19 protein-coding genes are annotated in these 22,573 nt (G+C 67.5%); 13 read left to right on the top strand and 6 right to left on the bottom strand.

Going from position 1 to position 22,573, the window contains the following annotated elements; translation table 11 throughout:
* Positions 1-279: 279 nt before the first annotated feature.
* Entirely contained in the window at positions 280-2,313 is a 2,034-nt protein-coding gene (gene tap, locus ACFYZJ_RS32355; RefSeq protein ID WP_388573917.1) for a telomere-associated protein Tap, read from the top strand.
* 212 nt (positions 2,314-2,525) lie between these two features.
* Here tap and ACFYZJ_RS32350 read toward each other — a convergent pair whose 3' ends face one another.
* Positions 2,526-2,720, bottom strand: a complete 195-nt coding sequence (locus ACFYZJ_RS32350; RefSeq protein ID WP_388573915.1) for a hypothetical protein — start codon at positions 2,718-2,720, stop codon at positions 2,526-2,528.
* Between the two features lie 30 nt (positions 2,721-2,750).
* Complete coding sequence (locus ACFYZJ_RS32345; protein WP_388573913.1) at positions 2,751-3,845, bottom strand: TniQ family protein; 1,095 nt, start codon at positions 3,843-3,845, stop codon at positions 2,751-2,753.
* Positions 3,846-3,916: 71 nt separating this feature from the next.
* On the opposite strand from ACFYZJ_RS32345, the gene tpg reads away from it, so the two are divergent.
* The 8 genes from tpg (at position 3,917) to ACFYZJ_RS32305 (ending at position 15,275) form a co-directional block, all read left to right on the top strand.
* Complete coding sequence (tpg, locus tag ACFYZJ_RS32340; protein WP_388573911.1) at positions 3,917-4,495, top strand: telomere-protecting terminal protein Tpg; 579 nt, start codon at positions 3,917-3,919, stop codon at positions 4,493-4,495.
* 369 nt (positions 4,496-4,864) lie between these two features.
* Positions 4,865-7,288, top strand: coding sequence for a hypothetical protein (locus ACFYZJ_RS32335; RefSeq protein WP_388573910.1), 2,424 nt, complete (start codon positions 4,865-4,867; stop codon positions 7,286-7,288).
* A 141-nt stretch (positions 7,289-7,429) separates the two neighbouring features.
* On the top strand, positions 7,430-7,771 hold the full coding sequence (locus tag ACFYZJ_RS32330; RefSeq protein ID WP_388573908.1) for a hypothetical protein: 342 nt from the start codon (positions 7,430-7,432) through the stop codon (positions 7,769-7,771).
* Between the two features lie 451 nt (positions 7,772-8,222).
* Positions 8,223-9,320, top strand: coding sequence for a hypothetical protein (locus ACFYZJ_RS32325; RefSeq protein ID WP_388573906.1), 1,098 nt, complete (start codon positions 8,223-8,225; stop codon positions 9,318-9,320).
* 303 nt (positions 9,321-9,623) lie between these two features.
* A complete protein-coding gene (locus ACFYZJ_RS32320) occupies positions 9,624-11,630 on the top strand; it encodes an ATP-dependent endonuclease (protein ID WP_388573904.1) in 2,007 nt (668 codons plus the stop codon).
* Positions 11,627-13,123, top strand: coding sequence for a UvrD-helicase domain-containing protein (locus tag ACFYZJ_RS32315; protein WP_388573902.1), 1,497 nt, complete (start codon positions 11,627-11,629; stop codon positions 13,121-13,123). The genes ACFYZJ_RS32320 and ACFYZJ_RS32315 overlap by 4 nt, the downstream gene beginning before the upstream one ends.
* Positions 13,017-13,535 carry a 3'-5' exonuclease gene (locus ACFYZJ_RS32310; RefSeq protein WP_388574018.1) on the top strand — a complete coding sequence of 173 codons (519 nt, stop codon included), beginning with the start codon at positions 13,017-13,019 and terminating at the stop codon, positions 13,533-13,535. Before ACFYZJ_RS32315 ends, ACFYZJ_RS32310 begins: the two co-directional genes overlap by 107 nt.
* Before the next feature lie 678 nt (positions 13,536-14,213).
* The gene (locus tag ACFYZJ_RS32305) at positions 14,214-15,275 is read left to right on the top strand and encodes a hypothetical protein (protein ID WP_388573900.1); all 1,062 of its coding nucleotides are present in this window, start codon (positions 14,214-14,216) and stop codon (positions 15,273-15,275) included.
* Positions 15,276-15,615: 340 nt separating this feature from the next.
* On the opposite strand, the gene ACFYZJ_RS32300 is transcribed toward ACFYZJ_RS32305, so the two are convergent.
* The gene (locus tag ACFYZJ_RS32300; protein ID WP_388573898.1) at positions 15,616-15,897 is read right to left on the bottom strand and encodes a hypothetical protein; all 282 of its coding nucleotides are present in this window, start codon (positions 15,895-15,897) and stop codon (positions 15,616-15,618) included.
* 1,787 nt (positions 15,898-17,684) lie between these two features.
* Between ACFYZJ_RS32300 and ACFYZJ_RS32295 the strand changes: the two genes are divergently transcribed.
* Complete coding sequence (locus ACFYZJ_RS32295; protein ID WP_388574016.1) at positions 17,685-17,924, top strand: peptide deformylase; 240 nt, start codon at positions 17,685-17,687, stop codon at positions 17,922-17,924.
* Positions 17,925-17,938: 14 nt separating this feature from the next.
* The gene (locus ACFYZJ_RS32290; protein WP_388573896.1) at positions 17,939-18,157 is read left to right on the top strand and encodes a hypothetical protein; all 219 of its coding nucleotides are present in this window, start codon (positions 17,939-17,941) and stop codon (positions 18,155-18,157) included.
* A 35-nt stretch (positions 18,158-18,192) separates the two neighbouring features.
* Here ACFYZJ_RS32290 and ACFYZJ_RS32285 read toward each other — a convergent pair whose 3' ends face one another.
* From ACFYZJ_RS32285 to ACFYZJ_RS32275, 3 genes are all read right to left on the bottom strand, one after another.
* A complete protein-coding gene (locus tag ACFYZJ_RS32285) occupies positions 18,193-19,206 on the bottom strand; it encodes a helix-turn-helix domain-containing protein (RefSeq protein WP_388573895.1) in 1,014 nt (337 codons plus the stop codon).
* Positions 19,207-19,274: 68 nt separating this feature from the next.
* Complete coding sequence (locus tag ACFYZJ_RS32280) at positions 19,275-19,754, bottom strand: hypothetical protein (RefSeq protein WP_388573893.1); 480 nt, start codon at positions 19,752-19,754, stop codon at positions 19,275-19,277.
* 605 nt (positions 19,755-20,359) lie between these two features.
* The gene (locus ACFYZJ_RS32275) at positions 20,360-20,734 is read right to left on the bottom strand and encodes a hypothetical protein (RefSeq protein WP_388573891.1); all 375 of its coding nucleotides are present in this window, start codon (positions 20,732-20,734) and stop codon (positions 20,360-20,362) included.
* Between the two features lie 593 nt (positions 20,735-21,327).
* Here ACFYZJ_RS32275 and ACFYZJ_RS32270 point away from each other — a divergent pair.
* Together ACFYZJ_RS32270 and ACFYZJ_RS32265 are read left to right on the top strand one after the other, a co-directional pair.
* Entirely contained in the window at positions 21,328-21,918 is a 591-nt protein-coding gene (locus tag ACFYZJ_RS32270) for a malonic semialdehyde reductase (protein WP_388573889.1), read from the top strand.
* Positions 21,919-22,212: 294 nt separating this feature from the next.
* Complete coding sequence (locus ACFYZJ_RS32265; RefSeq protein ID WP_388573887.1) at positions 22,213-22,548, top strand: DUF3105 domain-containing protein; 336 nt, start codon at positions 22,213-22,215, stop codon at positions 22,546-22,548.
* The last annotated feature ends 25 nt before the right edge of the window (positions 22,549-22,573 follow it).

Genomic DNA, 22,573 nt, shown 5'->3' with positions numbered 1-22,573 from the left:
GAGTTGACTCTAGTGCAGGGCGGCCGCTACATGATCCGTAATCCGCCATCCAGACCGTAGAAGCGCCGGCAACAACCGCTGCCGTCCAGGTTCAACAGGCATGACGGTCCGCAACATGGTGGAGCATCTCCCGCAGGGCGCGCTCGACCGAGGCCACCTTTTGCCCCCGGATAGGGTCGTTCGTCCGGCCGGCCTCAGGTATCGAGCCACTCCCAGCACACCGACCCGCGATGACGAGAATCCGACGGGCATGGCACGGAAGCCTGACAGATTCGGCGTGTGCCAGCAGACCACGGTGACGAAGCCGAACTCTTTGCGCGCGTGGATGAGCTCCTCGCAGACCTCTCGGCGCAGCGCGTACCCCTGCCTCCGCCCCTCGAACGGGCACGGCTGCGCAAGGCCGCCGGTCTGTCCACAGACCAGATAGCCGATGCACTCGGCTGCCCGGCCGAGGACATCGCAGCCTGGGAAACCGGAACCCAGGAGCCGCGCGCCGCGCGCCGCGCCGCCTACGCGCGCCTCCTTCAGGGCCTCAAATACCTGCAGAGGCCAGAAGATCAGGACAGGCCGGCCCGTCAAGAGCCGACTCCCACACCACCCTCGAGAGCCGGCAAGAAGGCCGAGCAGCCGTCACTCTTTCCCGCCACCACCCCCGTGGCATCCACACCGCGCAGCCGAACCGCACTTTCTCAGACTGTTAAGCCCACCGGACCGCTGGCCGTCATCGACCACGCCGCCACCCTCACCGCCCACTTCACCAACGGCTCCCAACTGCCGCTGGACGCCGGCGACCTCGTCTCTCTGCTGCAGTGGACACTGCGCAGCGGCCTGCGCCGGGACAAGCTATCCACGCAAGGCCGCGACAGCGACTGCGACCCACTCATCGTCCTGACACCCGCGGCCAGTGCAGCCCTGCACCTCCCGGCCGCCCTCGACGACCGCGCCCGTCTGCGTCTTGCCGACTCCCATCCGGTCATCACCCAACTCCAGCAGGCAGGCTTCAGCCTCACCCGCCGCGGCTTCGGTCCCTGGCCCCGCGTCTATCGGCCTGTCACGAACAACAAGCGCGCCTCCATACAACTGGCCATCACCGCATGGGGAGCCCTGTCCCAGGACGGCTGGAACCTTCCACCGTTGCCGCCGACCGACCTCGCCCGCGTGCTGGGCACCTACACCGACCGGCTGCTGACCCCCCGCGGCTCCACCGCCGTGTGCGGCGAGGAACTTATGACCGCCCTGAGGCCGCCGACCAGACCACGCCGCGCTCCGGGCGGCGGGGGCGAGCCCAACCCCCGTGGCCTGCACACGATCCTGGAACCTGCGCCACCCGAGGCCCCCGATGCCCATCCGCTCGCCCGGGGCCGCCTGCCCGGGCAGGCCATGGAGGAGGAAGCCTGGGACTGGAGCCGCCCGCCCAGCGACCAGGAGACGGCCGAATTCCCCCACGTCGTCGGGCTCGACACCAACCTGGCCTTCGCCGCCGCCTCCTCCGGCCTGTCCGTAGGCCTCAACTCCCCGCCCCGCCACGTCCTCGCGCCCACCTTCGACAAGAAGATCCCCGGTGCGTGGTTCTGCGATCTCACCCACGCCGCACTGGACCCGCGCCTGCCCTCACCCTTCACCGCCACCGGACAGGCCCCGACCGGACCGGCGTGGTACACCACGCCCACCCTGGATTACGCCCAGGAACTGGAGATCGAGGTCCGCCCGATCGAGGCCTACCTACGTGACGATCACGGCCCCTACCTCACCTCCTGGTACGAACGGATCCGCAACGCCTACCTCGCCACCATGGCCGACCTCGGCGTGCACGAGAAAATTCCCCAGGCTGACTACCTCGCCGCCATGAAGAGTCTCGCCACGGCCGACCCTGCCCTGCTCGGCCTGCTCGCGGCTATCAAAGCCACCGCCAAAGGCGGACTCGGCAAACTCCGCGAAGGACCACGCGATATCACCGCCCCTTACACACGCTGGCCCGCCCTGAACAAACCGACCTGGCGCCCCGACATCCGTGCTGCCGTCGTCTCCCGCGCCCGCGTCACCCTGCACCGCAAAATGCGCAAGATGGCCGAAGAAACAGGCCGCTACCCGCTCGCCGTGCTCTCCGACTGCGCCCTCTACCCAGCTCACATGCCCACCGCTCTCGACGTCGTCCCGACAGCACCTGACCAGCAAGGCATGCCCGGCCTCCTGCGGCTAGGCGTCAACCCCGGCTTTGCCAAGGAGGAAGGCATCCGGACCATGGACTGGTACCAGCACCAGCACACCCAGGGCCTCAACCCGGCCCGCTACATCAAAGACTCCCGCGCCTGACCCAGGCACCCGGCGCCGTGACGGCCGTACAAAGTCGCAACGTGCGAACCTGCTGCCGCCACCCGATCCGCAGCATGGTCAGCGACGCCCTGGGCGCACTGGCTACCCTCTGGAACGAGCAGTTCCGCACGCAACAGGAAACCGAACGCGCCGCGTACCACCCCAAGAATCAGGAACAGGGAGACGAACCGTAGAGCGCAAAGCGGATCCCTTCAGACATCCCGTGACGGCACGCGGGCTGCCAACTCTGCGGCGAAGCGGCGGGCCTGTGCACCCCAGTCGTGATCTGCCGCGCCGAAGTGGTGCAGCACATCCAACAGCTCGTGCGCCTCCGACAGCGTGAACAAGGCCAGGCGCGGCTCGGGCAGTTCCATGGCGAAGTCGGCGTCCAGGAGATCGTCGTCCATGTACAGCCAACGCGGGGCGGGTAACCACGGTTACGGTCCCGCCGCCCCCCTGCCCATCCCGCCCGGCCAGCCCCACGACGTGCTCGTCATGGGTGAGCCCAGCCGCCACGGCAGGCACGACGCCTCCTCCAGAGGCCCGTGCAGAGGAATCGTCCGATGCGGCTCCAGCAGCGGCAACGGCACACTGCGCGGCACCGCCCGCTCCTCCTGCTGCGCCAGCCGTGTCACAACCGGCAGCGTATTGCGGTGCGCCATCAGCCACGCCTCCAGCCCGCGATGCCCGCCGTCGGCCATCTCCTCGCGCATACCGAGCCGTTCGCCCACCCACGCCGTCCAGCGGCCCGTCGACCAGCCCGCCGGGCCGCCCGCGAAACTGCGCCCCACCGCGCGTTGGCGCTCGCGCACGGCCATCGCCTCCGCCACGGTGACCGCTTCCGGATACACCACCAGCGGTACCGCCCACAGCGCCGAACGATCCACCCCCAAGATCTCCTGCCGCTTCCGCCACAACCCCCGCCAGGCCATCTGACGGCACTGCCACCAATACACCGCCACCTGCTGCGCGTCCGCCATCAGCGCCCGCGTATACGGGCCCGTGCGGCGCTCCAGCCGTATCCGCCGCACGTGGGCGTCCACCACCTCGGGCAACTGTTCCAGCCCGATCTGGAAGTGGCCCTGGTCCGTCGCGGTCCACCGCCCGTGGCGGACACACACCGCCCAGCGCTCCGAGGGCACCCGCCACACCGGCCGCTCACTGCGTCCCGCCGCACACAGCGCACAGGCCTGCACCGGCAATCGCCCTTCAGGCCAGGACACCATCTGCACCTGGTGGCGTGCCCGGGCGCTGATCCGGCTGTCGTCCAACGACACCAGCGCCTGCGCCAGTTGCCCGACCGGCCGCCCGCTGGCCTCCGCCAGCCGCTGGCGCGCCACCGGCCCCAGACGCACTTCCTCAATCCTCGGGTCCGCCGGCCTGATCGTTCTTGGTGCGCCGATGTGCTGGGCCAGCTCTTCGAAGGACATTCCGTTGCGTTCCGCTAGCCGCCACAGGTATGACGCGACCGTCTCGCCCCGTACCATCACCGCACGCCGCGGCAGCGGCGCGACCGGCTCGTTGATGCCCATCCGGCGATCGTGCCAGCGCCTGCCGACAGCACCGAACAAACTGGCCATCTCCGCGACGAAAGCTGCCTGCCTTGTCTCTGCGTCTGAGCGCCGACACAGTCCAAGAAGCCCTCGACCGAGCAGACTCCCGCCACTGGACGCGCACGCCGCCCCGTTCCACACGCGCTCGGCTGACCTACCTCCGCAAACAGACCCGACACGACACGGCCACTCTTGCCCAACTGCTCCAAGCGAACACCGCGGACCTCAAGGCATTACGTGAGACCGGGCAGATACCGACTGACCACCCCCTGTACCAGAGCGTGGAGCGCGAAGTCATCCGCCTCTGGCAGCCCCGCGTGCGTCGCCGAGCACACGACACCATCCTCGCCAACGGCGGCCAGATGATGCTCAGCTTCCGCGCATGGCTGGGATTCACCGCAGCCGCCGGATCAAGTGACGATCCCCGCCTGCGCTTTCTGACCCTGAGCATGCAAGCCCCCTATCCCGAAGCTCTGTTCACGGCCAGGCACCACGACGCCCCGGAAGCGGAGCTGCGTGCCATTCTCAACGACGCCCTCAGCGTCTGCTACTTCCACCGAAACCGGCCGGCACACACGACCGAAACGGTTAGTCTCGACCGCATCGACTACCTGGAGTTCTACTACTGAGCCGGGAGGGTGTGGCGGAGTCTTGCCATGTGCACCTGATCAAAGCAGGGTGAATGTGGTGCAGCAGGGTCGGGGCTTGAGGCGGGGAAGGAGCGACCCGTTCGGCGAGCGGGTAGAAGGCGCTCCGGTGGGTGCGGGCACGGCACCTGCAGATCTGGACGTCTGGACCCCCTCGAGCAGGCGCCCCCGGCTCCCAGCCGGGACAGACCTGCGGAAAAATGGCGCCCTCCCACCGCGCAACCCAGTCGCTCCGACGTATGGGACATCGGGTCAAGTCACCTTGATGCAGCGACTTGGAGGCACGTCTCGGGTGATAACAGCCTCATAACGGCTCTCGCCTCAGCCGGGGCGCAGCCCTAACCTCCTGCCGTGGTCGCTGAACCGGGTTTGACCTTAACCCCGACCGAGCAAGCGCTGATAGAGCACGTAGCAGCCGGAGAAGTTCTGGACCTGGCTGGTGCCGATCCTATCGACGAGGCCGCTATGCGCACGTGGGGATCTGAACGTTACGTGCGCGCTCGTGTCATTCGCGACATCCTTCGCGGGCGCCTTGCTCCGGATCCCGATCCCCATGGCCTCCGCTTACGCGGAGCCGTGATCTCTGGGCGCATCGATCTGGAAGACCTCACCACAGCGGTCAACCTCGATCTTGAAGCATGCCTCCTGGACGAGGGCCTATGTGCGAGCGGCGCACACCTGTCCGATCTCATGCTCACTGCATGCTGCGTGACTCACCCGACCGAACCCGCCGTCGACGCCGCCGGCCTGGTCGCACGTGGAGTCGGCCTGGCCGAATCGGTAATCACGGCAAACACCGAACGCGGCGCAGTGACACTGAGCTACGCCAAACTCCTGGGTCTCGTCTGCTCCGGTGCCCGCATCACCAACCCCGCTGGTCCCGCCCTGGTCGCGGGTCACCTGCAAGCCGACGACGTAGGACTCGACGACGGGTTCGAAGCCTCCGGAACCGGAACGGCCGGAGCAGTATCGCTGTATGGCGTCCAGATCACGAGTCGGCTGTCATGTTCCTCGGCACGCCTCGCCAATGTTTCCGGACCGGGCCTGAAAGCAGACAACGCCCGGATCGGACATGAGGCTTGGTTCGACGCATTTGAGGGACAAGGTGCTGGCGAACTCGGAGTCATGCGCCTGTCCGGGGCCAAAATTGGATCACTTATCTGCTTCGGTGCGCGCCTGATCAACCGAACCGGGCCGGCGCTGGTAGCTGAGGCGATGAACGTTGAGGGCCACGCTCACCTCACCGAGGGATTCTTTGCGAAGGGTAGTGGTGAGATAGGCACGCTTCGACTGATAAACGCTCGGATCGGCGGCGAGCTATTGTGCTCGGGGGCCCGCCTGGTCAATGATTCGGGGCCAGCCCTCTACGCGGACGGGATCCACGTGGCCACCGTTGCACGCTTCGATGACGGGTTCAAAGCGACAGGCAGCGGTAAGCGAGGCACTGTCCGACTCCCGGTCGCCGACATCGTCGGCGACCTGATCTGCTGCGGCGCCCGACTGGCCAACGATTCGGGACCAGCCTTGATCGCCGACCGGCTGCAGGTTGGCGGCGACGTCTGGCTCAATCAAGAATTCCATGCGTCCGGGCGTGGTGATCAGGGGGCCCTTCAACTCTTCGGCGCCCGCATCGGCGGCCAACTCAACGCCTCGCGCGCGAGGCTGCGCAACAAGACCGGCCCCGCTCTGTCCGGTGACTACCTGCAGGTGATGAACGATCTCAAGCTCGAACGGACCCGCGCCAGCGGCAGCGGTGGGAAGGGCGCGGTCCACCTGAACGGCGCACGGATCGGCGGCCAACTGATCTGCGCGCGCACCGCGCTGCGCAACAAGAGCGGTCCCGCCCTACGGGCGGAGATGGCGAACATCGAGCAGGGCTTCCGTCTTCTCGACGACTTCACGGCCTACGGCGACGGCGAACTAGGAGCGATCTGCCTCGTCGGAGCCCGCGTCGGAGGGCAAGTAGATTGTTCCGGGGCCTCCTTGCGTAACCACAGCGGGCCCGCACTGATGGCCCAGGATCTGCACGTCGGACTGCTCCTCCTCCTGGCTGGCACTGGTGCCTCCACTGGCTTCCGCGCCACAGGCGGAGGTCATGGAGTAGTCCTCGATCTCACCAACGCCAGCGTCGACGGCCCGCTCATCTACGACCCTTCGCTCATCACAAACGTGCGCAACCCAGATTTGTTCCTGCGCCTGGAGGGCCTCACTTACATTGGCCCACCGCAGCGAACGGACGTCCAGGAATGGCTCAGCCTGCTACGCGAGGCGACCCCCGCCTATGCGGCGCAGCCTTATCAGCACTTCGCGACCGTTCACCGGGCTTCTGGTCACGACCGTGAAGTGCGTACGATCCTCATGGCCCAGCGCCGCGACCAGCTTGACCGCGTCGTCACCAGCCGGTCCGAGCGCACCTGGGGTCGTGTTACAGGCCTCACCCTGGGCTACGGATACCAACCCTGGAGAGCTCTGATCGGATTGCTCGGCACGGTCGCCAGCGCCATCGTGCTGTCGCTGATCCTCGGCATGCACGGTGCCCTGGCACACGTCAGCGGCACCGCCGCCTCTTCCGGCAGCTGCTCATCCCTCGACCAGGTCGGGTTTGGTCTCAACGTCTCGCTGCCGCTTGTCAAAGTCGCAACCGGAACCTGCGCCGTTACGAATACAATCGCTGGGCAAGCGCTCACCACCGCCGGCTGGCTCCTGCAAGTTCTAGCGTGGGCGTTCACTACCCTCTTCGTCGCTGGCTTCACCAGCGCCGTCCGCAAGACATGACGTACGGCATCATCCACGTCGGCGCCCACCAGCGGTTCTCACCGTGTCCCTGGCTGGGAGGGGGAGGGCGACCTGCTCCTCGACGAGTCGATAGCCGCTCTCGATTCGGAAACACGGCACATCGGCGCCGGCATCATCGTCGTGGCGGCAGCCGCCGTCCTCGAGTCGCTTATGAACCAAATGCTGGACCGGCTCGCGGACGATCGCCTTCACAGGGCCGGGCTCACGCGGAAGGCAGACGAACTGGCGACACGGTGGCAGGCAGCGTTCGATGCAAAGCAATTCCTTGAGCACGTCTCATGGCTGAAGAGCCGACGCAATGCGTTCGCACACCGTCTTCTCGACGTCGACCGCACGGAGCACAACCGGTCGCCCGCATGGACCTTCGACGACAACATGGCATACGAAGCGCTGGAACGGATCAGCTCAATCGCTGTCATGCTGGAGGAAGGCTGGGAGCAACAGCTCACAGGCCGCATCTAACGCAGGATTTAGGCTGCCTGGCCGGTGGCCCGCAACCGTGTTGAGCTGTTTGTACGTCTCGCGGTCAAAAGCCGGTGGTCTGCCGCCCCGGCTGCCTCGACGCAGCCGGTGGCCCCGCTGGTCGGCCGGGACCAGAATCACCGCCCGGAGGCGGCGCTTGCGCAGGTGCTCGCGGATCGCGCGTGACGAATAGAGCCGAGCAGGGTCCGGGACCTCACCGCTGCGGCCATAGCACCGGCCGTTCCTACCTGTACGGCACGTTCGCCGCTCGGCTGCACTTGCTTCCGACTCCGCGCTGGTCGCCGGACTCAAAACCTGATGTGTGCCGGCACAGACTGGTGACACGATGCCTTGAGCGACTGCCCGACTCCTTGTGCCGACACCAGGTCGGGGCCAGTGCCGTACGACAGGAGGCGACACTCGCCCCCAGCACCTGGAGAAGAGCACAGCCGTGACGACCAGCGCCCCCGGTAACGACATCGCCCTGGCACTGATCGCGCAGGACATCATGTTCCTGCGACGCTTCGCCCACAGCGTCACCGCCGCCCCGGACCAGGCTGTCATTCCGATCTTCTGCATGCACAACTACATGTGCCTGATCATCCACGAGTCCCACCGGGCACTTCGCCACGTCGCTCCCGACCTTGCGGACGCACTCACCTACGACTGCGCTCGCGCCATCGAGCGCGCCCGGCACTCGGTCAAGCTCTACGACGACAAGTACAAGGAACTGGACGACGTCGGCACCGACTTCCGGCGCATCATCGAGGAACACCGTCAGGAGTTCCTCAACAACACCTGGCTGCCGCTGGCCCGGCCGCTGGAGAGGGACCTCGTCCTGTGGCGCTTTCGCGGCAGGCTCGTCTCGACCTCGCACACAGCGAGCTTCTTCCTCGCCTTCCCTCCGCAGGCCTTCAAGAACCTCGACGCGCTGGGCCCCGAACTTCATGCCATCGCCGTGGAACAGGGCAGCTACATTGCCGCCGCGGCAGAAGGTCTGCCCTGGCAAGGGCAGACTTTCCTCGACGCCATGCAGAAAACGGACCTAACCGAGAACAAAGTGCGTGCCGAGAAGCACTACCGACGAAGCTTCGACCCCGCCCTCCGAGAGGAAATCAAGGCATCCCTGACGGCCATGACCTGCGCGCTGAACACCGTTGATGTCCTCCTCGCCGACGACACCAGCCAATCCTCGGCGATCACTCTGTGGAAGCTGCGCTACATCACCCTTCACCACGTGCTCTCTAGCCTCCGCAAGCTCGACGAACAGTACGGAGCCGAGCTCCGCCCGCCGGATCGAGCGCTGCTGAAGGAAATCCTCGAGGCCCCGATAAGCAACCTGATCCTGCAGGCCCACGGAGGGTTCAGGAACACCCTGGTCCACTATCGCCCCACGCGGCATGTGCAGGAACGGCTGTCCCTTAACGCACCGCTCTATGGACTCCTGGATGCCTACTTCCAAGAAGATGAAGCACGTTCGCTGAGCGACGCACTCGCGCTCCACACCGCTTATGTCGCCAGCCGCATGAGCACCTGGTACGAAAACTGAGTCCCGCAGGACTTGCGATGCGCCGCCTGCACCGCAGCACCGCTCCGCGGCTTGAACCGGAGCCCGCCGTCAAGGGCGAAGATCTTGTTTGACGCCAAGCAGGTGGCGCAGCAGGCCGGCCCGAACCAGACGCGCCAGCTCCGGCGCCCGCCGAGGCGAGCCGTGCACCGCATAGCCGCGGCCCGCCCGCGGGTCGTCAGCACGCTGCCATGCCAGGCTCTTCCAGCGGCATCTAGGCTGGTGTGCCCGCAGGTGCGGGCAGCGGTTGTTGCGGCGCCTGGGGAGCGCCGGGGGAGGGGAGCTATGCGTCTTTCAAAGGTCAAGATCACCAACTTCCGTAACTTCCGGAATCTAGTGATTGATCCCTTCCCGACTCCGGCAGTGATCGTCGGAGAGAACGGCGTCGGCAAGAGCAACCTGCTGTACGCGCTGCGCCTGGTCCTGGACCCCGATCTGTCCAACCGGTGGCGCCGGCTCCAGGCCGATGACGTCCATGACGGATCCCCGGCACTGCACGAAGGGGCCGAGGTCAGAGTGCAGGTCGAACTCTCCGACTTCGACGAAGACGAGGACGCCATCGCCACCCTCGACGGCGCCATCATCACCGAAGACGGCCAGCCCCGCGTCGCCCGGCTGACCTACCTGTTCCAGCCCAAGGCGCCCGCAGGGGCCGTTTTCGGCGCCCAGCCGAGCCAGCCGCTGACCGCCGACGACTACTCCTGGACCATCTACGGCGCCGACGATCCGGGCGTGGACATGCGTCACGCCAAGGACTACATCCCGCTGTCCGTCCTCCCCGCCCTACGTGACGCCGAGGGCGACTTCGCCCGAGCCGACCGAAGCCCCCTCGTCCGGCTGCTGCGCGAGCGGCCTCCCTCGGCCAGCATCGTCACATCCACCCTGAAAGCCCTCCAACAAGCACGCAGCCAGCTCGCCCAGGACACCGCCATGCAGCAGGCGGTAGACGAACTCACTACACGCCTGGCCGCCATGACCGGCCCCCAGCTGCCCCTGACCCCTTCGCTGGACTTCGCCGGCAGGGAAGACGACCTGATCCGCAGCGTCCAGCTCATCATCGACCCCCTCAGCAGCCGCGGCATCCAGCACACCTCCACCGGAACCGCCAACGTCGTCTACCTGGCCCTGCTGCTCGAGTGGCTGAAGGTGCGGCGCCAGGCCAGCGACGGGGAAGACACACTGCTGGCCGTCGAGGAGCCCGAAGCCCACCTTCACCCCAGCCTGCAGCGCAAGGTGTTCGCCCACCTGCTGCATGAACCCAACCGGCTGCTGCTGACCACCCACAGCCCGCACATCGCCGCCGTCACTCCGTTGTCCAGCATCGTCCTGACCAGCAGGCGCGGTAACCACACCGTGGGCTCCGTCGTCCCGCCCGGCGTGCTCAACGCTGCCCAGAGGGACGACCTCGAGCGCTACCTCAACGTCACCCGCGCCGAGATCCTCTTCGCCAAAGGCATCGTCCTGGTCGAGGGCGCAGCCGACGCCTACCTCCTGCCCGCCCTCGCCGAGGCGGCCGGATTCCCCCTGGACGACTACGGCATCGTCGTCTCCAGCGTCGAAGGCACCGACTTCGCCCCCTACGCCACCTTGCTGGGCCCCCGAGCACTGCGGCGCCCGCACTGGATCCTCACCGACGGCGATGCCGCCGACGGTGAGCACCGCCACCAGAAGGAACCGGGCCTGTGGAGGGCTCGAAACCTGGCACGCATCGCTCAAGACGATGCGCTGCACCAGGAACTCGACCGCGGTATCAACACCCTCACGATCCAGGAACTGCCCGACCGCGGCTCACGCCACGGCCGCCAGCACGTGATCAAGGCAGCGACCCACGTGGGCGTCTACGTCGGAAACCACACGCTGGAAACCGACCTCGCTCCCTTGCTGCACCAGGAAATGGCCGCGGCCTACTCCGCATTCCGCCAGCGCGAGAGCAACAGGACCGCCTTCCGCGAAGCCCTCGCCCCCTTCGAGGACGGCACCGCAACCAGCCAGCAGCGTGACACCCTGGTAGACAAGATCGAAACCATCGGCAAGGGACGCTACTCCCAGCGGCTGGCGGCGAACGTCGCCCGCATGACCGACCTACGCGATCGCGTCCTGGACCTTCTCGAGCGAACGCAAGGACCCATCACCCGCGACGACCTCCTGACGATCGAGGGCCCAGGGGCGATCCTCGGCCTGCTGGACGACCTCAGCTGCACCTTCCGCGACCTGCCCCTGTTTCCCACAGCTCCAGACATCAAGGCCACACCCACCGGAGCACCGGCCGCCTCCCCGGACGACCTCCGATGACGGCCACCAGCAACGAGACCGGGCCCGCAACCGTGCCGCAACTGACTCTGCTGCCGCCCGCCCTGGCCGCGGAACTGGGCGCACTACACCCCGATCAACGCGCTGCTGCCCTCCACCACGGCAACATCACCGTGCTCGCCGGTCCCGGCGCCGGCAAGACCCGCACCCTCGTCGCCCGCATCGGATACCTACTGGCCACCACCACCAGCCGCCACCGCGGCGTCGCCGCCCTCACCTACACAGAAACAGCCGCCCACGAAACGACCGTGCGCCTGCGACGCCTTGGACTGCGCCCAGACCGCCGCCTGTCCAGCACCACCGTGCACGCCTTCTGCCTGCACCACGTCCTGCGCCCCTACGGCCGCCTCATCCGCGACCCGCTCCCCGAGGACCTCGCCATCCCCGACTCCTCCACATGCCGACAGCTGTGGGACACCGCCGCCTACAACTCCGGCCTGGACGTCAACCCGCAGAACCGAACCACCCTCGAGCGCCTGCGCCGCCTGATGGCCGCACAAGAGCCGATAGCCGACTACCCCCGCGAATACCCGCGCACCGTCCACCGCTACGAGCAACTGCTCCGGGACAACAACGCCCTCGACTTCGAGGCCATGACCATCCGCGCCCTCAACCTATTGCGCCAAAGCCGCACCGCCCGCGAGCAACTCGTGGCACGCTTCCCGCATTTCGTCATCGATGAATACCAAGACCTCGGTCCCGTCCTGCACGCCCTGGTCACCACCCTGCTGGACGCAGGAGCACACATCACCGCCGTCGGCGACCCCGACCAGGTCCTCTACGCCTACCAGGGCGCCAGCCCCCACTACCTCCAGCAGTTGAGCGCCCGACCGGACTTCCAACGCCAGCGACTGACCGTCAACTACCGCAGCGGCAGCGCCCTCGTGGCAGCAGGCCGCGCAGTCCTCGGAGAAGACCGCGGCTACCACGCCGCACCAGACCGCGACGACCTTGGCACAGTCACCATCCTCCACGCCGACGGCGACCTCGACGCACACGCCGCCCGCACCGTCGAAGTCCTCCAAGATCGCCTGGCAGCCGGCATACCCGCCGAAGACATCGCTGTCCTGTACCGCTCTCAAGGGCCCCTGCTCGACGCCCTGACCACCGCGATCCAGACCACCGGCATTCCCTTCGACAAAGAAAAGCAGCGCCGCCGCCCCAGCGGCCCCCTCGCCGACCTGATCGCCGCATGCGCCGCCCGACGCCTTACCGGACCCCTGCCCGGCCCGGCCGCAGACGCCACATCACCACCCCCCCAAGGCCCCCGGCATCGCCCCCGCCCGAACCCTCCGCGAACTTGCCAGAGCCTGGCACCGCCAACTCCAACTGGCCGGCCGCACCGACCCAGACGACACCCCCCGCACCCTGTCACGACGCCTGGCAGCCCTCCTGGACGCTCCCCACCGCGAGACACCAGCCCACCCCGCCAGCACCTTCCTCACCGCACTCTGGAACACCCTGAAAGTCCCTGAGCTCGCACAGGACAGTCCCGACCAGCGCGACCGGGACACAGCCCGGGTACTGGAAGACGCCGACGACCTCACCATGGCGGAACTCGCCGGAGGGCAGATCCCCGGCCACATTGCCCTGACCACCTACCACAGCGCCAAAGGCCGTGAGTTCGGGATCGTCATTCTGCCCGGCCTCATCGAGGGTCTCCTCCCACGCCACTACCCCGGCAAGCCACCCACTGCCGAAGAAGTAGCGGAAGCGCGCAGAGCCTTCTACGTCGCAGTCACGCGCGCCAGGGACGAGGCCGTTCTCCTCGGTGGCGACCGCTACACCATCCCAGCCAACCAGTGGTATCCCCGACGCCAGCGGGACTCCAAGCGCTCCAGATTCGTCGACGAAATCGAAGCCCAGATCATGCCCTCGCCCGGCTGACCGCCGGAACCTGACAGCACACCTGGCCGGGCCAGCACCCGTCAGACCTGACCGGAACAAAACGTGCCGCCGTGCCAGAAGGCCACGCCAAGCGAAGTCCGGACCGCCTCGCGGTAGGAGGTAGCCGCCGGTTCCCGGCCGGCAAGGCGCCCACGCCCCGGAAAGCCCGGCCGCACGCGGTCACCGGCGCGCGCTGCGGCCCGGCCGGCCGCGGTCTGCTGCCCTGGCAGGAGGGCAGGATGAGGCTGCGAGCAGGCATGCGTTGCGCCGCCATGGCGTGCGCACATAGGTGTGTGCTGGTGAAAGTGCTTCGGATTCTCACCAACAGGCGGTCTGCACATGGTGCGACTCACGAAAATCGAATACATCGAATTCTCTTACTGAGCCAGTCAGCTACGCGGCCCTCTTCCGCAGCGATGAGCCGAAGCATGAAAGTTGTCATATAGGCAGGCTGGTTGTCACTACGAGTTGGAGCCCGGCTCTTGCCGGAGTCGGCGGGGTAGCCCCGCCGCAGTCCGTGGTTGGGGCGTTGATGAGGAAGAGCGTGGACTGCGCCGTCGGAGCCTGATGCACGCCGTCGGCCGCCGCGTTCTGCCATCGCGGCGGATGGCAGGTGGTCGGGACGCGTGAGATCCGGACCTGTGGCTTGAGTTTTGCCGGCCTGACATGCTGTGGCTTGTGGGGACGGAAACGATCTGGCAGATGGTGTCGCGCTGGTTACGCAGACAAACGGGAGCCCGCGTCTTGCGTGCAGCAAACCGTCAGGTCGAACTGCTCAGGCGGGACATGCAGGTACTCCTCGGACCCGACAGCCGGCCTCCGGCGCGTGTGTGTCTGGGGTTGCGCCGGTTTCTCATCAGCCGCCGTCCCGCTGTGGCCGGCCGCCTGATCGCGGCGCTGGCCTTCTCCGAGATTGTAGTGATCCTGGATCGCGCCGTGGTTTCCGCGGCAGTGTCCCCCGCGCCCAGCCAGACAACCAGCGCCTCGACGGAGTCCGGTCTGCCCCCGGCGATTCTGCAAGGGCCGATGATGTTGGCAGCCCTCGCGCTGTTGGCCGCAGTGATCGCCGCATCGGTGGTGGTATTCGCTGCGCCTGTGGTGGCTTTCGTCGTTGTGTGGCGTGGATCGGCATCAACTCCCTGGCGATCGGGCCGGTGGGTCACTCGATACCGTTTGGTCTACAACGCTGCCCTGACTATTCATGCTTGTACGGCGGCTTCGACAGCGTCGGCGGACGACCAGCCGCAGCGGCTGCGTGAGGTGGCCCGTCGTCTGGCTGTGACCTCCAGGCTGATCGCGAGGTCCTACCGCGACGCGGGAAGCGTCCGGTGGCCCTCTCACCGTAGGAAGGCGCTGAGGCGCCACACGGGCCTGGTCATCGCCAAACTACGTCTCGTAGAGAGCCGTCTGGACACGGACTGCGACGCGGCGCTGCGGGAACTGGCAGCAACCCTGATCGCCGTGTGCGATCGATACGTGCACGGGAGGGTCGGCGCACTTCTGGACGAGGAGGCGCTGGCCGGCCTGGAACCGGTCAGGGACTGGGAATGGCTACGGCTGGTAGCGGCACTGCTGGCCTGTACCGGTGCTGCCGTGGGCGCATCCTTCCTTCCCATACCGGATGCCGGGCAGCCTTACGTGATCGGAGGCGCTGCAGCTGCCGCATTCACGCTCGCCTACACCGATCAGCCAGCCAGGGCGTTGGAGTTGTGGGACCGCATTGGCAGGACTGGAGCCTGACCCGCTGCACCGTGCGCTGTATGCGGTTGAGCACCCCAAGATCTTCGGAACCGGAGGCAGAAAGGCTGCCGAACGAGTGTTTGTGACAGGTCGCTTGCCTCTGTCGTGACAACCAGACTACTTCGACCCGTCCCATTTGCCAGCTCCTCGGGCTCTGCCAGTAACTGTCGTGCTTTTGCTCAAGCGGCGAGATAAGCGCCCGCGAAGCCCAGCACCTCAAACGAGCCCGCCGACGCCAAGCCGACCACTCCGCTGTTAACGGCGCCAGCACAGGCAGCGCTGGGGGAGGGCCTGAATGGATCAGGATGGCTTGGCCCGGCCGTCGCTAGGACCTAGAAGGTCATCGGGCCAGGCCCTCGTCGTGGTGGGACCGGAAGAGCCCATTCTTCAGTGCTGTCTTGTCTTCCAGCCCAGTGCTGGCCTCAATCGCGCGGGCAAGGCAACGTAGAAGCAGCCCTCGCAGTTGCCGCCCAACTGCGGCTCCACCCTGCAAAGTTGAACCCAGCGATCCTGCTGAACAACCCGAACCGAGCGCAGCATCTGAGCAGGTCAGAGCCACTCTTTCCTCAAATCTGTCCTGCGCCGTCTTGTTGATTTCCGGTTCTTCCAGATCCTCGCCCATGCTGAGGAACCGAAGCGGGTCGCGTATGGTTCGCTTCAGGCACGGTTGTTGGCGCTCCGGAAAGGGGGGCCCTTCTGTGCCGGCTCTTCGTCATTCTTCATCTGTTGGTCCAGACGGGGTGACGGAAGCATTGCGTGGGTGCTGGTTGCAGCCTCACCTGCGCCTCTGCGTGTGCGGCGGGGCTCATCTGCAAGCCCCGCCGCAGCGCAGCCCAGCTGGCCCCAGGGGACGATGCAGTGGCCTGTAACCGAACGCTCGCAGTGGCTCTCAAAGCAACGTGAGGGCTCAAACGCAGAACTTCCTACTGGCCAGGCCAGGGCGCTCTGACATCCATCCCGCTCGGCGGGTCGCCATGCGGGGACACGCAGCACTTGACGCTACACAAACAGCGTCATGCAGCTGAGGCAGAGGACGCCTGCGGCAGCCAATGGGCGGGCCAAGCCGCCTGATGGAGGAGTCGTCGATGAGATTCCCTGAGAAGCCACCAGCCCTGCCCCTCGCCCCTGGGCTTTCCTCCAGGAGACCTCTTTGAGGTGCTCGAACGTCCTCTGACGGCCGTAACGCTGCCCCCCCACACCAGGGGCCGCGCGTGGCCATTCGTTCTGGAACGCAGCGCTCACCGAAGGAACCGCTGCGGCAGATGAGTGACCAGCCGAGGGAACGCCGGAGCAGCCCGTATCCAGGTCGACGCGGCCACGGGACAAGAGGAGGAAGATCTGGTGCTGGTCTGCACTCAGCCGCCTCGCCGGCGCGGCGAAGAGCACCCTCCGCGACGCCCATGAGCCACTGGCTTCGCGGTCTGGCGGCAGGCAAAGCTGAGGCCCTGGCTGCACCTGGGCGCGGGTTTTGCGCTGGCATCGTCCGCGGGAAAGACCCATCGCATGCCAGTCGTAGGGGCCTGCCGCCCGCGATTCGCGGCACCCCCGCGCGCCCAGCCCGCCAGCGCAACAGGGAAGCGGAGCGATCGCCGGGCTGGCGGCACGAGCCGGCTCCGTAAGCAAGAGCGGTCAACCTCGCGGGCGAACCAGAGCGCACCAACTGGCCACGAAAGCCTTCTACCTGATGATCACGAATCCGGTGGCGCGGGAGGTGGCCCGCCACCCGGCCAGGCGATCGACAGGCACGCCTGCGAGGCTTGCCGCGCAGGTCGACGTCTGCCTGCCCCGCTCATCCTTGCACCGACATCGCCGCGCACAACGACCGCGCCCCCAAGCAAGCATCCATGCCCTTCAAAACTCGGCAACATGACCGACGGAAATGGTGTACTCCGCCGCTGCGCGAGAGACGATGAAACTTGTCGACATGGTCAGCCCGGCGATCCCTCTGCACGGTCAGCGGCATTCGGCGAGATCCTCGATGCAGAGTCCTCATACCTAATTACAAGAAGCGGATAGAAATTCCAGAACTGGAGGCCCCTTCGGTTTCCTCATTAAGCTGCAGGGGTCAGGGTCGTGTCTGTCCTGAACAAATTTCGGGCAGAGAGGATTCCGGTCTTCCTCCGTCTGAAGATTGCGCGCAATTTCATGACAGGGCGGCGTCGGTGCGAGAAAGGGCCAGGTCGCTCATCTCGGTGACGGGCTGCACGCCCGATATCGTTTGGGATCGAAATTTTGGGCCCCGGCCCGAACAGGACCCGAGGTCGGGGGAGGTCACATGGGCATCGCCACGACATCGGACGTGCGGCGGCCATCGCCCAGCCCCCCGACGAGGGGGCCAGCGCCATCGTGCCGCTCAGCCCCCGCATCACCGCCATCTCCCACGACAGCGACGAACAATACGAGGGCTGACTGCCGTTCTTCGACGTCTGCGGCCTTGTTCCCCGGCCCCTGCAGATGACCGTCGTGACCACCGCGCTGGACGGCACCACGGTTACCACCGTCTACGAGCAGCGGCTTGCCCGTCTCATCGCCCACGAGATCGACCGCCTCGACGGGCTGCTGTACCTCAACCGGCCGCGGCCCGCCGTCGACCCCATCCCCGTCGAACAGTACCGGCAGACCAGCCGGGCCTGGGTGCACGACTCCTGACCCGGGAGCTGCCGTTGACGACCGCGGAGGATGTAGGCGCCGAGGATCCGACCGCCTGGAACGACCTGTTCGTGAGCGACGTCAACGAACGCCCGGTGGGGCCCGCCCACACCGACCGGCCGACCTGGGCGGTGTACGAGGACGGCATGTACCTGGGCGCGTGCCTGCCGAGCAGGACGGCGGCCAGCCACTGCGGCAGGCCGGCACAGAAAGGGGCGGGTGCGAGGTCATGAACACCTCACACCCGCCCCTGAGGGAAGCAGGCCGGTTACCCGGCCCAGGACTCACTGATGCCGCTCTCGCGGCAGAACCTGCCCCACTCCCGCCGTTCCTCGGGGGTGGGGGAGCGCACGAGCGCTTGGGCCAGCACGGTGAGCTCCCTCCTGGTGCGCGGGCTCGCCCCGACGGCCGCTTCGCTCGCACGGGAGAGCATGTGGGCGGGCAGGAACTTCCCTGCGAACAGCCGGTCGACGAGCGGCATGTCGAGCTTGGCGCGCGCGGCGAACACCTTGATGGTCACGCCCTCCTCCGTCAGCGCCCGCTCCAGCACGGACGCGAAGCGTGTGCGCGCGGGGGAGGAGACGACGTGCTCGACCTGCCCGCCGGCCGGCTCCAGCAGGCGGGACCTGCGCAAGGAGCACGGGTTCCAGCCGGTGCGCACGTCACGCGCCGGGTCGAACTTGGCGAAGACGCGCGCCCACCCCTGCTGTTGGCGTACCGGCACGCCGCACCCGGCCAGGACCGCGGCCAGGTGCTCGAAGGTCATGGCACGCTCACCGGCCAGGACGGCGCCCAGGGTGGCGCGGCTGTAGGGGGCGCCAAGGCGCTCGGTGGCCCGCGACAGTTCGCGCAGCGACAGGCCCACGTACTTGCGCAACGCGGTCACCGCGACGAGGAACTGCTTCTCCGTCTCCAGGCCCGGAACGACCGCCCGCCCCCGGGTGTGTTCCCAGTAGCCGAACGCCCGGGCCTGCAGCGCGGCCATGTCGGTGGGGCCGGTTTTGGTCTGCATCTCATGCACCTTGTTCCACAGGCGGCGCGCGGTCATGAGGTCACCGCCGCAGGCGCGGACCCAGCCTTCCACGGTCCGCCAGGAGACGCGGGGGTCTCCGTTGTGAGCCTTGGACAGAGAGCCTTCCGAGACCCCGGACAGCTGAGCGATCTTGTTCAGGGTCATGGGGTCGGTGATCGTGCTGGCGTTGGCCTGCGTGACACGCAGGAACCGCGCGAGGTTGATCACCGGATCGTCCCGCTGGGGCAGCGGGTCGGGGGTACGGGCCATCACCGGTCTCCTTTCCGTCCGGCCCGGGGGCCGGGACCCGTCAGGGCCCCGGCCGAAGGTCCAGGACGTCAGGCGGCCAGCGAGGAGCGGACGTGGTTGGCCAGCAGAGCGATCAGCACAACCCCCGTGACGATCGCCTCGGTGGACTTGCCCATGACCACGAAGGCAACGACGACCGCCGCCACGATCGCCGTGATCGCCACCGACGGCCAGGACACGGCGTTCGCCGTGCGCGTGGTCGTGCCGCCCGCCGTGTCCGCCGCGGGCGGGACAACGCCGTGGACGAGCAGCGGCGCCGAACCAGGCCCCGGCACGGACACCTGATTGGCCGGTACGGTCGGCACGTAGGGCTGCACGGCACCGTCGACGATGATGAACGGCCCCGCCGGTGTAGCGGGCGCGGCCGGGGCGGCCGAAAACGTCGAGCCGGCCGGGACACCACTCGTGTCCTGCACGGAGTTCTGGGTGAAGTGGACCATCCGGCCGTCGACGAGCATGAACGGCTCGGCCCCGATAGAAGGTGTGTTCGAAGGATCGTTGAACTGCACTGGTTGCTCCGGTTCTTCGTCATTTCTGCGGGTTCAGACGGGGCGATCGGCGGCGCCGCCACAGCGGCGCCACCTCGCGTGAACTCCTTTCATCTGTTGGTCCAGACGGGGATTTCGTCGTGCTCGAGAACCCGTGAACTCGTCGCGCGGTTGCAGCCGACACGCCGAGCCCGAGAGGTCCTCGGTACCAATCATGACCTACGCGCTACCACTTCCCAGGGCCGTGAGCCACTTCTGAAGATCACTCACTGGCTCCTGCTCCAGGATCAGTTGGGCATCCCCGCTGCTGAAGCGGCAGTCGAAGCCGCTCAACACCGGTGCGCCGCCGTTGCGTCGAAGACCGAAAACGCGACCCATGAACACCTCCCGCCCTCGACGTATCAGCTGACGCACCCCAACGACACCCCAACGGACCGGCCGCTCGACCGAGTTCCCGACCTCCCTCCCCGGCACCTCGGGGCACCGGCAGAACAAGCCCGGCGCCCCGGCGACCCGGCGATCCGACGACCGAGGCCGACCCGGCCAACGCGTCGGCCGTCACTCCGCGCCGCTCGGCCCCATAGCCTCCCCGCCCGCCACCCCGGACGGCGACCTGCGCCCGAGCGTTACAACGCCGTCGCGCTACTGGGCCTGACGGCCACCGCCGAGGGCAAGCACATCGTCACCGAGACCCTGAAGAAACGGCCCTTCGTCGCGACCTTGCCGATGTCCGAGGGGCCGACATCCTTGCCCGCACCGCACGCCCCTGCGCGGCGGCCGCGTTCAACAACGCGGCGGCACTGCTCGTCCTCGCCCCACGGCAGCCAGACGACCAGGACGATCCCGACGGGCATCGGGGCGGGCAGCCGCGTGCGGTGTCCACATGCTCCTTCGGGGACATGGCGTACAGCCGCGACCTCGTCTTCGGTGAGCAGGGCCTCGCGTGCCCGATCGGCAGGGCGTCGTCTGTTCGGCAAGATCGCGGGGAGCTCGTCGCGCATCGTGCGCCGACCTCGCCGACGGGCTCCGCCCCCGGTGCTGAGAACACAGCGGTGCGGCCACTCGGGGCTGATGACTTCCAGGGTCCAGCCGCCGGCAGCGGTGGTGTACAGCCCACCTCAGAGCCCGGCTATGTGTACTCGGGTCCCGGCGACCGGCCCGAGCCCGGGGCAGGACAGATCGGGCCGTCCGGAATGGTGTCGTCGGGGCCACGTGCGTCAGGCCGCTGAGGATGTAGACCACGGAACGGGCCAGCTCCGCCATCGGCAGGCGGCGATCGGGCACCTCGGAGCGCTGGACCAGGACGTCATAGTCGATCAGCGACAGGTCCGTGCTCCCGCAGCTCCGCGTCTAGGCGCGCGGTGAGCAGGGCGCGCCCCTTGAGGACGCCGCGCTACGCACGTTCCCGGTCGGCATCCAGGAGGTTTTCTGCCGCGGTGGGAATCGTGCGTCCCGGGAGATAGTTGAGATTACAATTATCCGCAGGTGAGCGACCCTCGTTCTGGGTCGCTCCCTGCGCTGGTTCGACCGCGCATTCACTGCCGCCGCCGGATGCACTCCGGCGTCTGGCCATGACCCTTTTGTAGGGATTCCGATGTCATTCGCTGTTGACTCGACCGCCCTGGACGTCTTGTTCCGTGAGGCCCACACCACGCACGGCTTCATCGACGAGCCGGTGACCGATGAGCAGGTGCAGGCCATCTACGATCTGGTCAAGCTCGCGCCGACCGCGTACAACCAGTCCCCGCTGCGCCTGACCGTCGTCCGTTCGCCGGAGGCCCGTGAGCGCCTGGTGTCGGTCATGGCCGAGGGCAACCAGGCCAAGACCGCCGCCGCCCCGCTGGCGGTGATTCTCTCCGCCGACGCCGAGTTCCACGAGGAGCTGCCCCGTCTCCTCCCTGCCTTCCCCGCGGCGAAGGACGCGTTCTTCTCCGAGCGCCCGGTCCGTGAGCAGGCGGCCGTGCTCAATGCCGCGATGCAGGCGGCGTACTTCATCATCGGCGTGCGGGCCATGGGTCTGGCCGCCGGGCCGATGAACGGCATGGACCACGCCGCCATCCAGAAGGAGTTCCTCGACGAAGACCACCTGCCGCTCATGGTGGTCAACATCGGCAAGCCCGCGCCCGACGGCCACCGTCCGCGTTCCCCGCGGCTGGACTACTCCGAAGTCAGCACGACCGTCTGAGCCTGTGTCCCGGAGGGTGCCTCCGACCCGGCCGTACGCGCAAGGCTCGCTCGACGCCTCGCCGCCGGTCCGGGGGCGCCCTCCGGCGCTTGTGCACGAAAGGCACCCGCCCCCCGGCACCAAAGCCGCCGCACGCCGCGTGCGCATGAAGGAGCTGCGCCGCGCCGAGCGTGGTATCTGCTCTACACGGCCAACAAGAAAGAGCGGGCGGCCCAGGGCGGCTCCGATCGTTGGTGAGACGACGTGGCCCAAGCTGAGCCGGAACCACGCCACCACCCCGGTCGCCTATACCCGATGACGCCTCCCGTCGGCGGCGACCCCACGCCCGTTCGGCAGAACCGCGACGGCGAGGTCTACAGCGGCCAGATCCTCGACGACAACGCCGTGCACGCCATGGAGCACGGCGCGGTCTGGGGCACGCACAACGACAACGCCGCTCGCGCGCACGTCACGGCGCTGGCGGCCATGGTGGCCAAGAGGCCGTACACCCTGAAGAAGAAGCCGCTGTCCCACTTGACGGCCGCGGCATTGATCATCGTGCCGACGGCCGCGGCCCAGGGGCGTCATCGCCCCGAGCGCGAGACCGAGCCCGCCGAACAGTTCGCTCAAGCCTGGCTGTCACGGTCATGACCAGGCTCCGGTCACGCGTCCGACG

It is taken from the genome of Streptomyces sp. NPDC001848, assembly GCF_042891915.1.
In the GTDB taxonomy this organism is placed as follows: domain Bacteria; phylum Actinomycetota; class Actinomycetes; order Streptomycetales; family Streptomycetaceae; genus Streptomyces.
Note: the sequence above shows the minus strand (reverse complement) of the source record. Positions and strands in the feature narration are given on the sequence as shown.

Excerpts from the sequence above, each read along its gene's own strand:
- ACFYZJ_RS32350 (WP_388573915.1), bottom strand. The coding sequence starts at position 2,720 with ATGGACGACGATCTCCTGGACGCCGACTTCGCCATGGAACTGCCCGAG.
- ACFYZJ_RS32345 (WP_388573913.1), bottom strand. The coding sequence starts at position 3,845 with ATGGGCATCAACGAGCCGGTCGCGCCGCTGCCGCGGCGTGCGGTGATG.
- ACFYZJ_RS32320 (WP_388573904.1), top strand. The coding sequence starts at position 9,624 with ATGCGTCTTTCAAAGGTCAAGATCACCAACTTCCGTAACTTCCGGAAT.
- ACFYZJ_RS32315 (WP_388573902.1), top strand. The coding sequence starts at position 11,627 with ATGACGGCCACCAGCAACGAGACCGGGCCCGCAACCGTGCCGCAACTG.
- ACFYZJ_RS32300 (WP_388573898.1), bottom strand. The coding sequence starts at position 15,897 with ATGGGCGAGGATCTGGAAGAACCGGAAATCAACAAGACGGCGCAGGAC.
- ACFYZJ_RS32285 (WP_388573895.1), bottom strand. The coding sequence starts at position 19,206 with ATGGCCCGTACCCCCGACCCGCTGCCCCAGCGGGACGATCCGGTGATC.
- ACFYZJ_RS32275 (WP_388573891.1), bottom strand. The coding sequence starts at position 20,734 with ATGCGCGACGAGCTCCCCGCGATCTTGCCGAACAGACGACGCCCTGCC.
- ACFYZJ_RS32270 (WP_388573889.1), top strand. The coding sequence starts at position 21,328 with ATGTCATTCGCTGTTGACTCGACCGCCCTGGACGTCTTGTTCCGTGAG.
- ACFYZJ_RS32265 (WP_388573887.1), top strand. The coding sequence starts at position 22,213 with ATGACGCCTCCCGTCGGCGGCGACCCCACGCCCGTTCGGCAGAACCGC.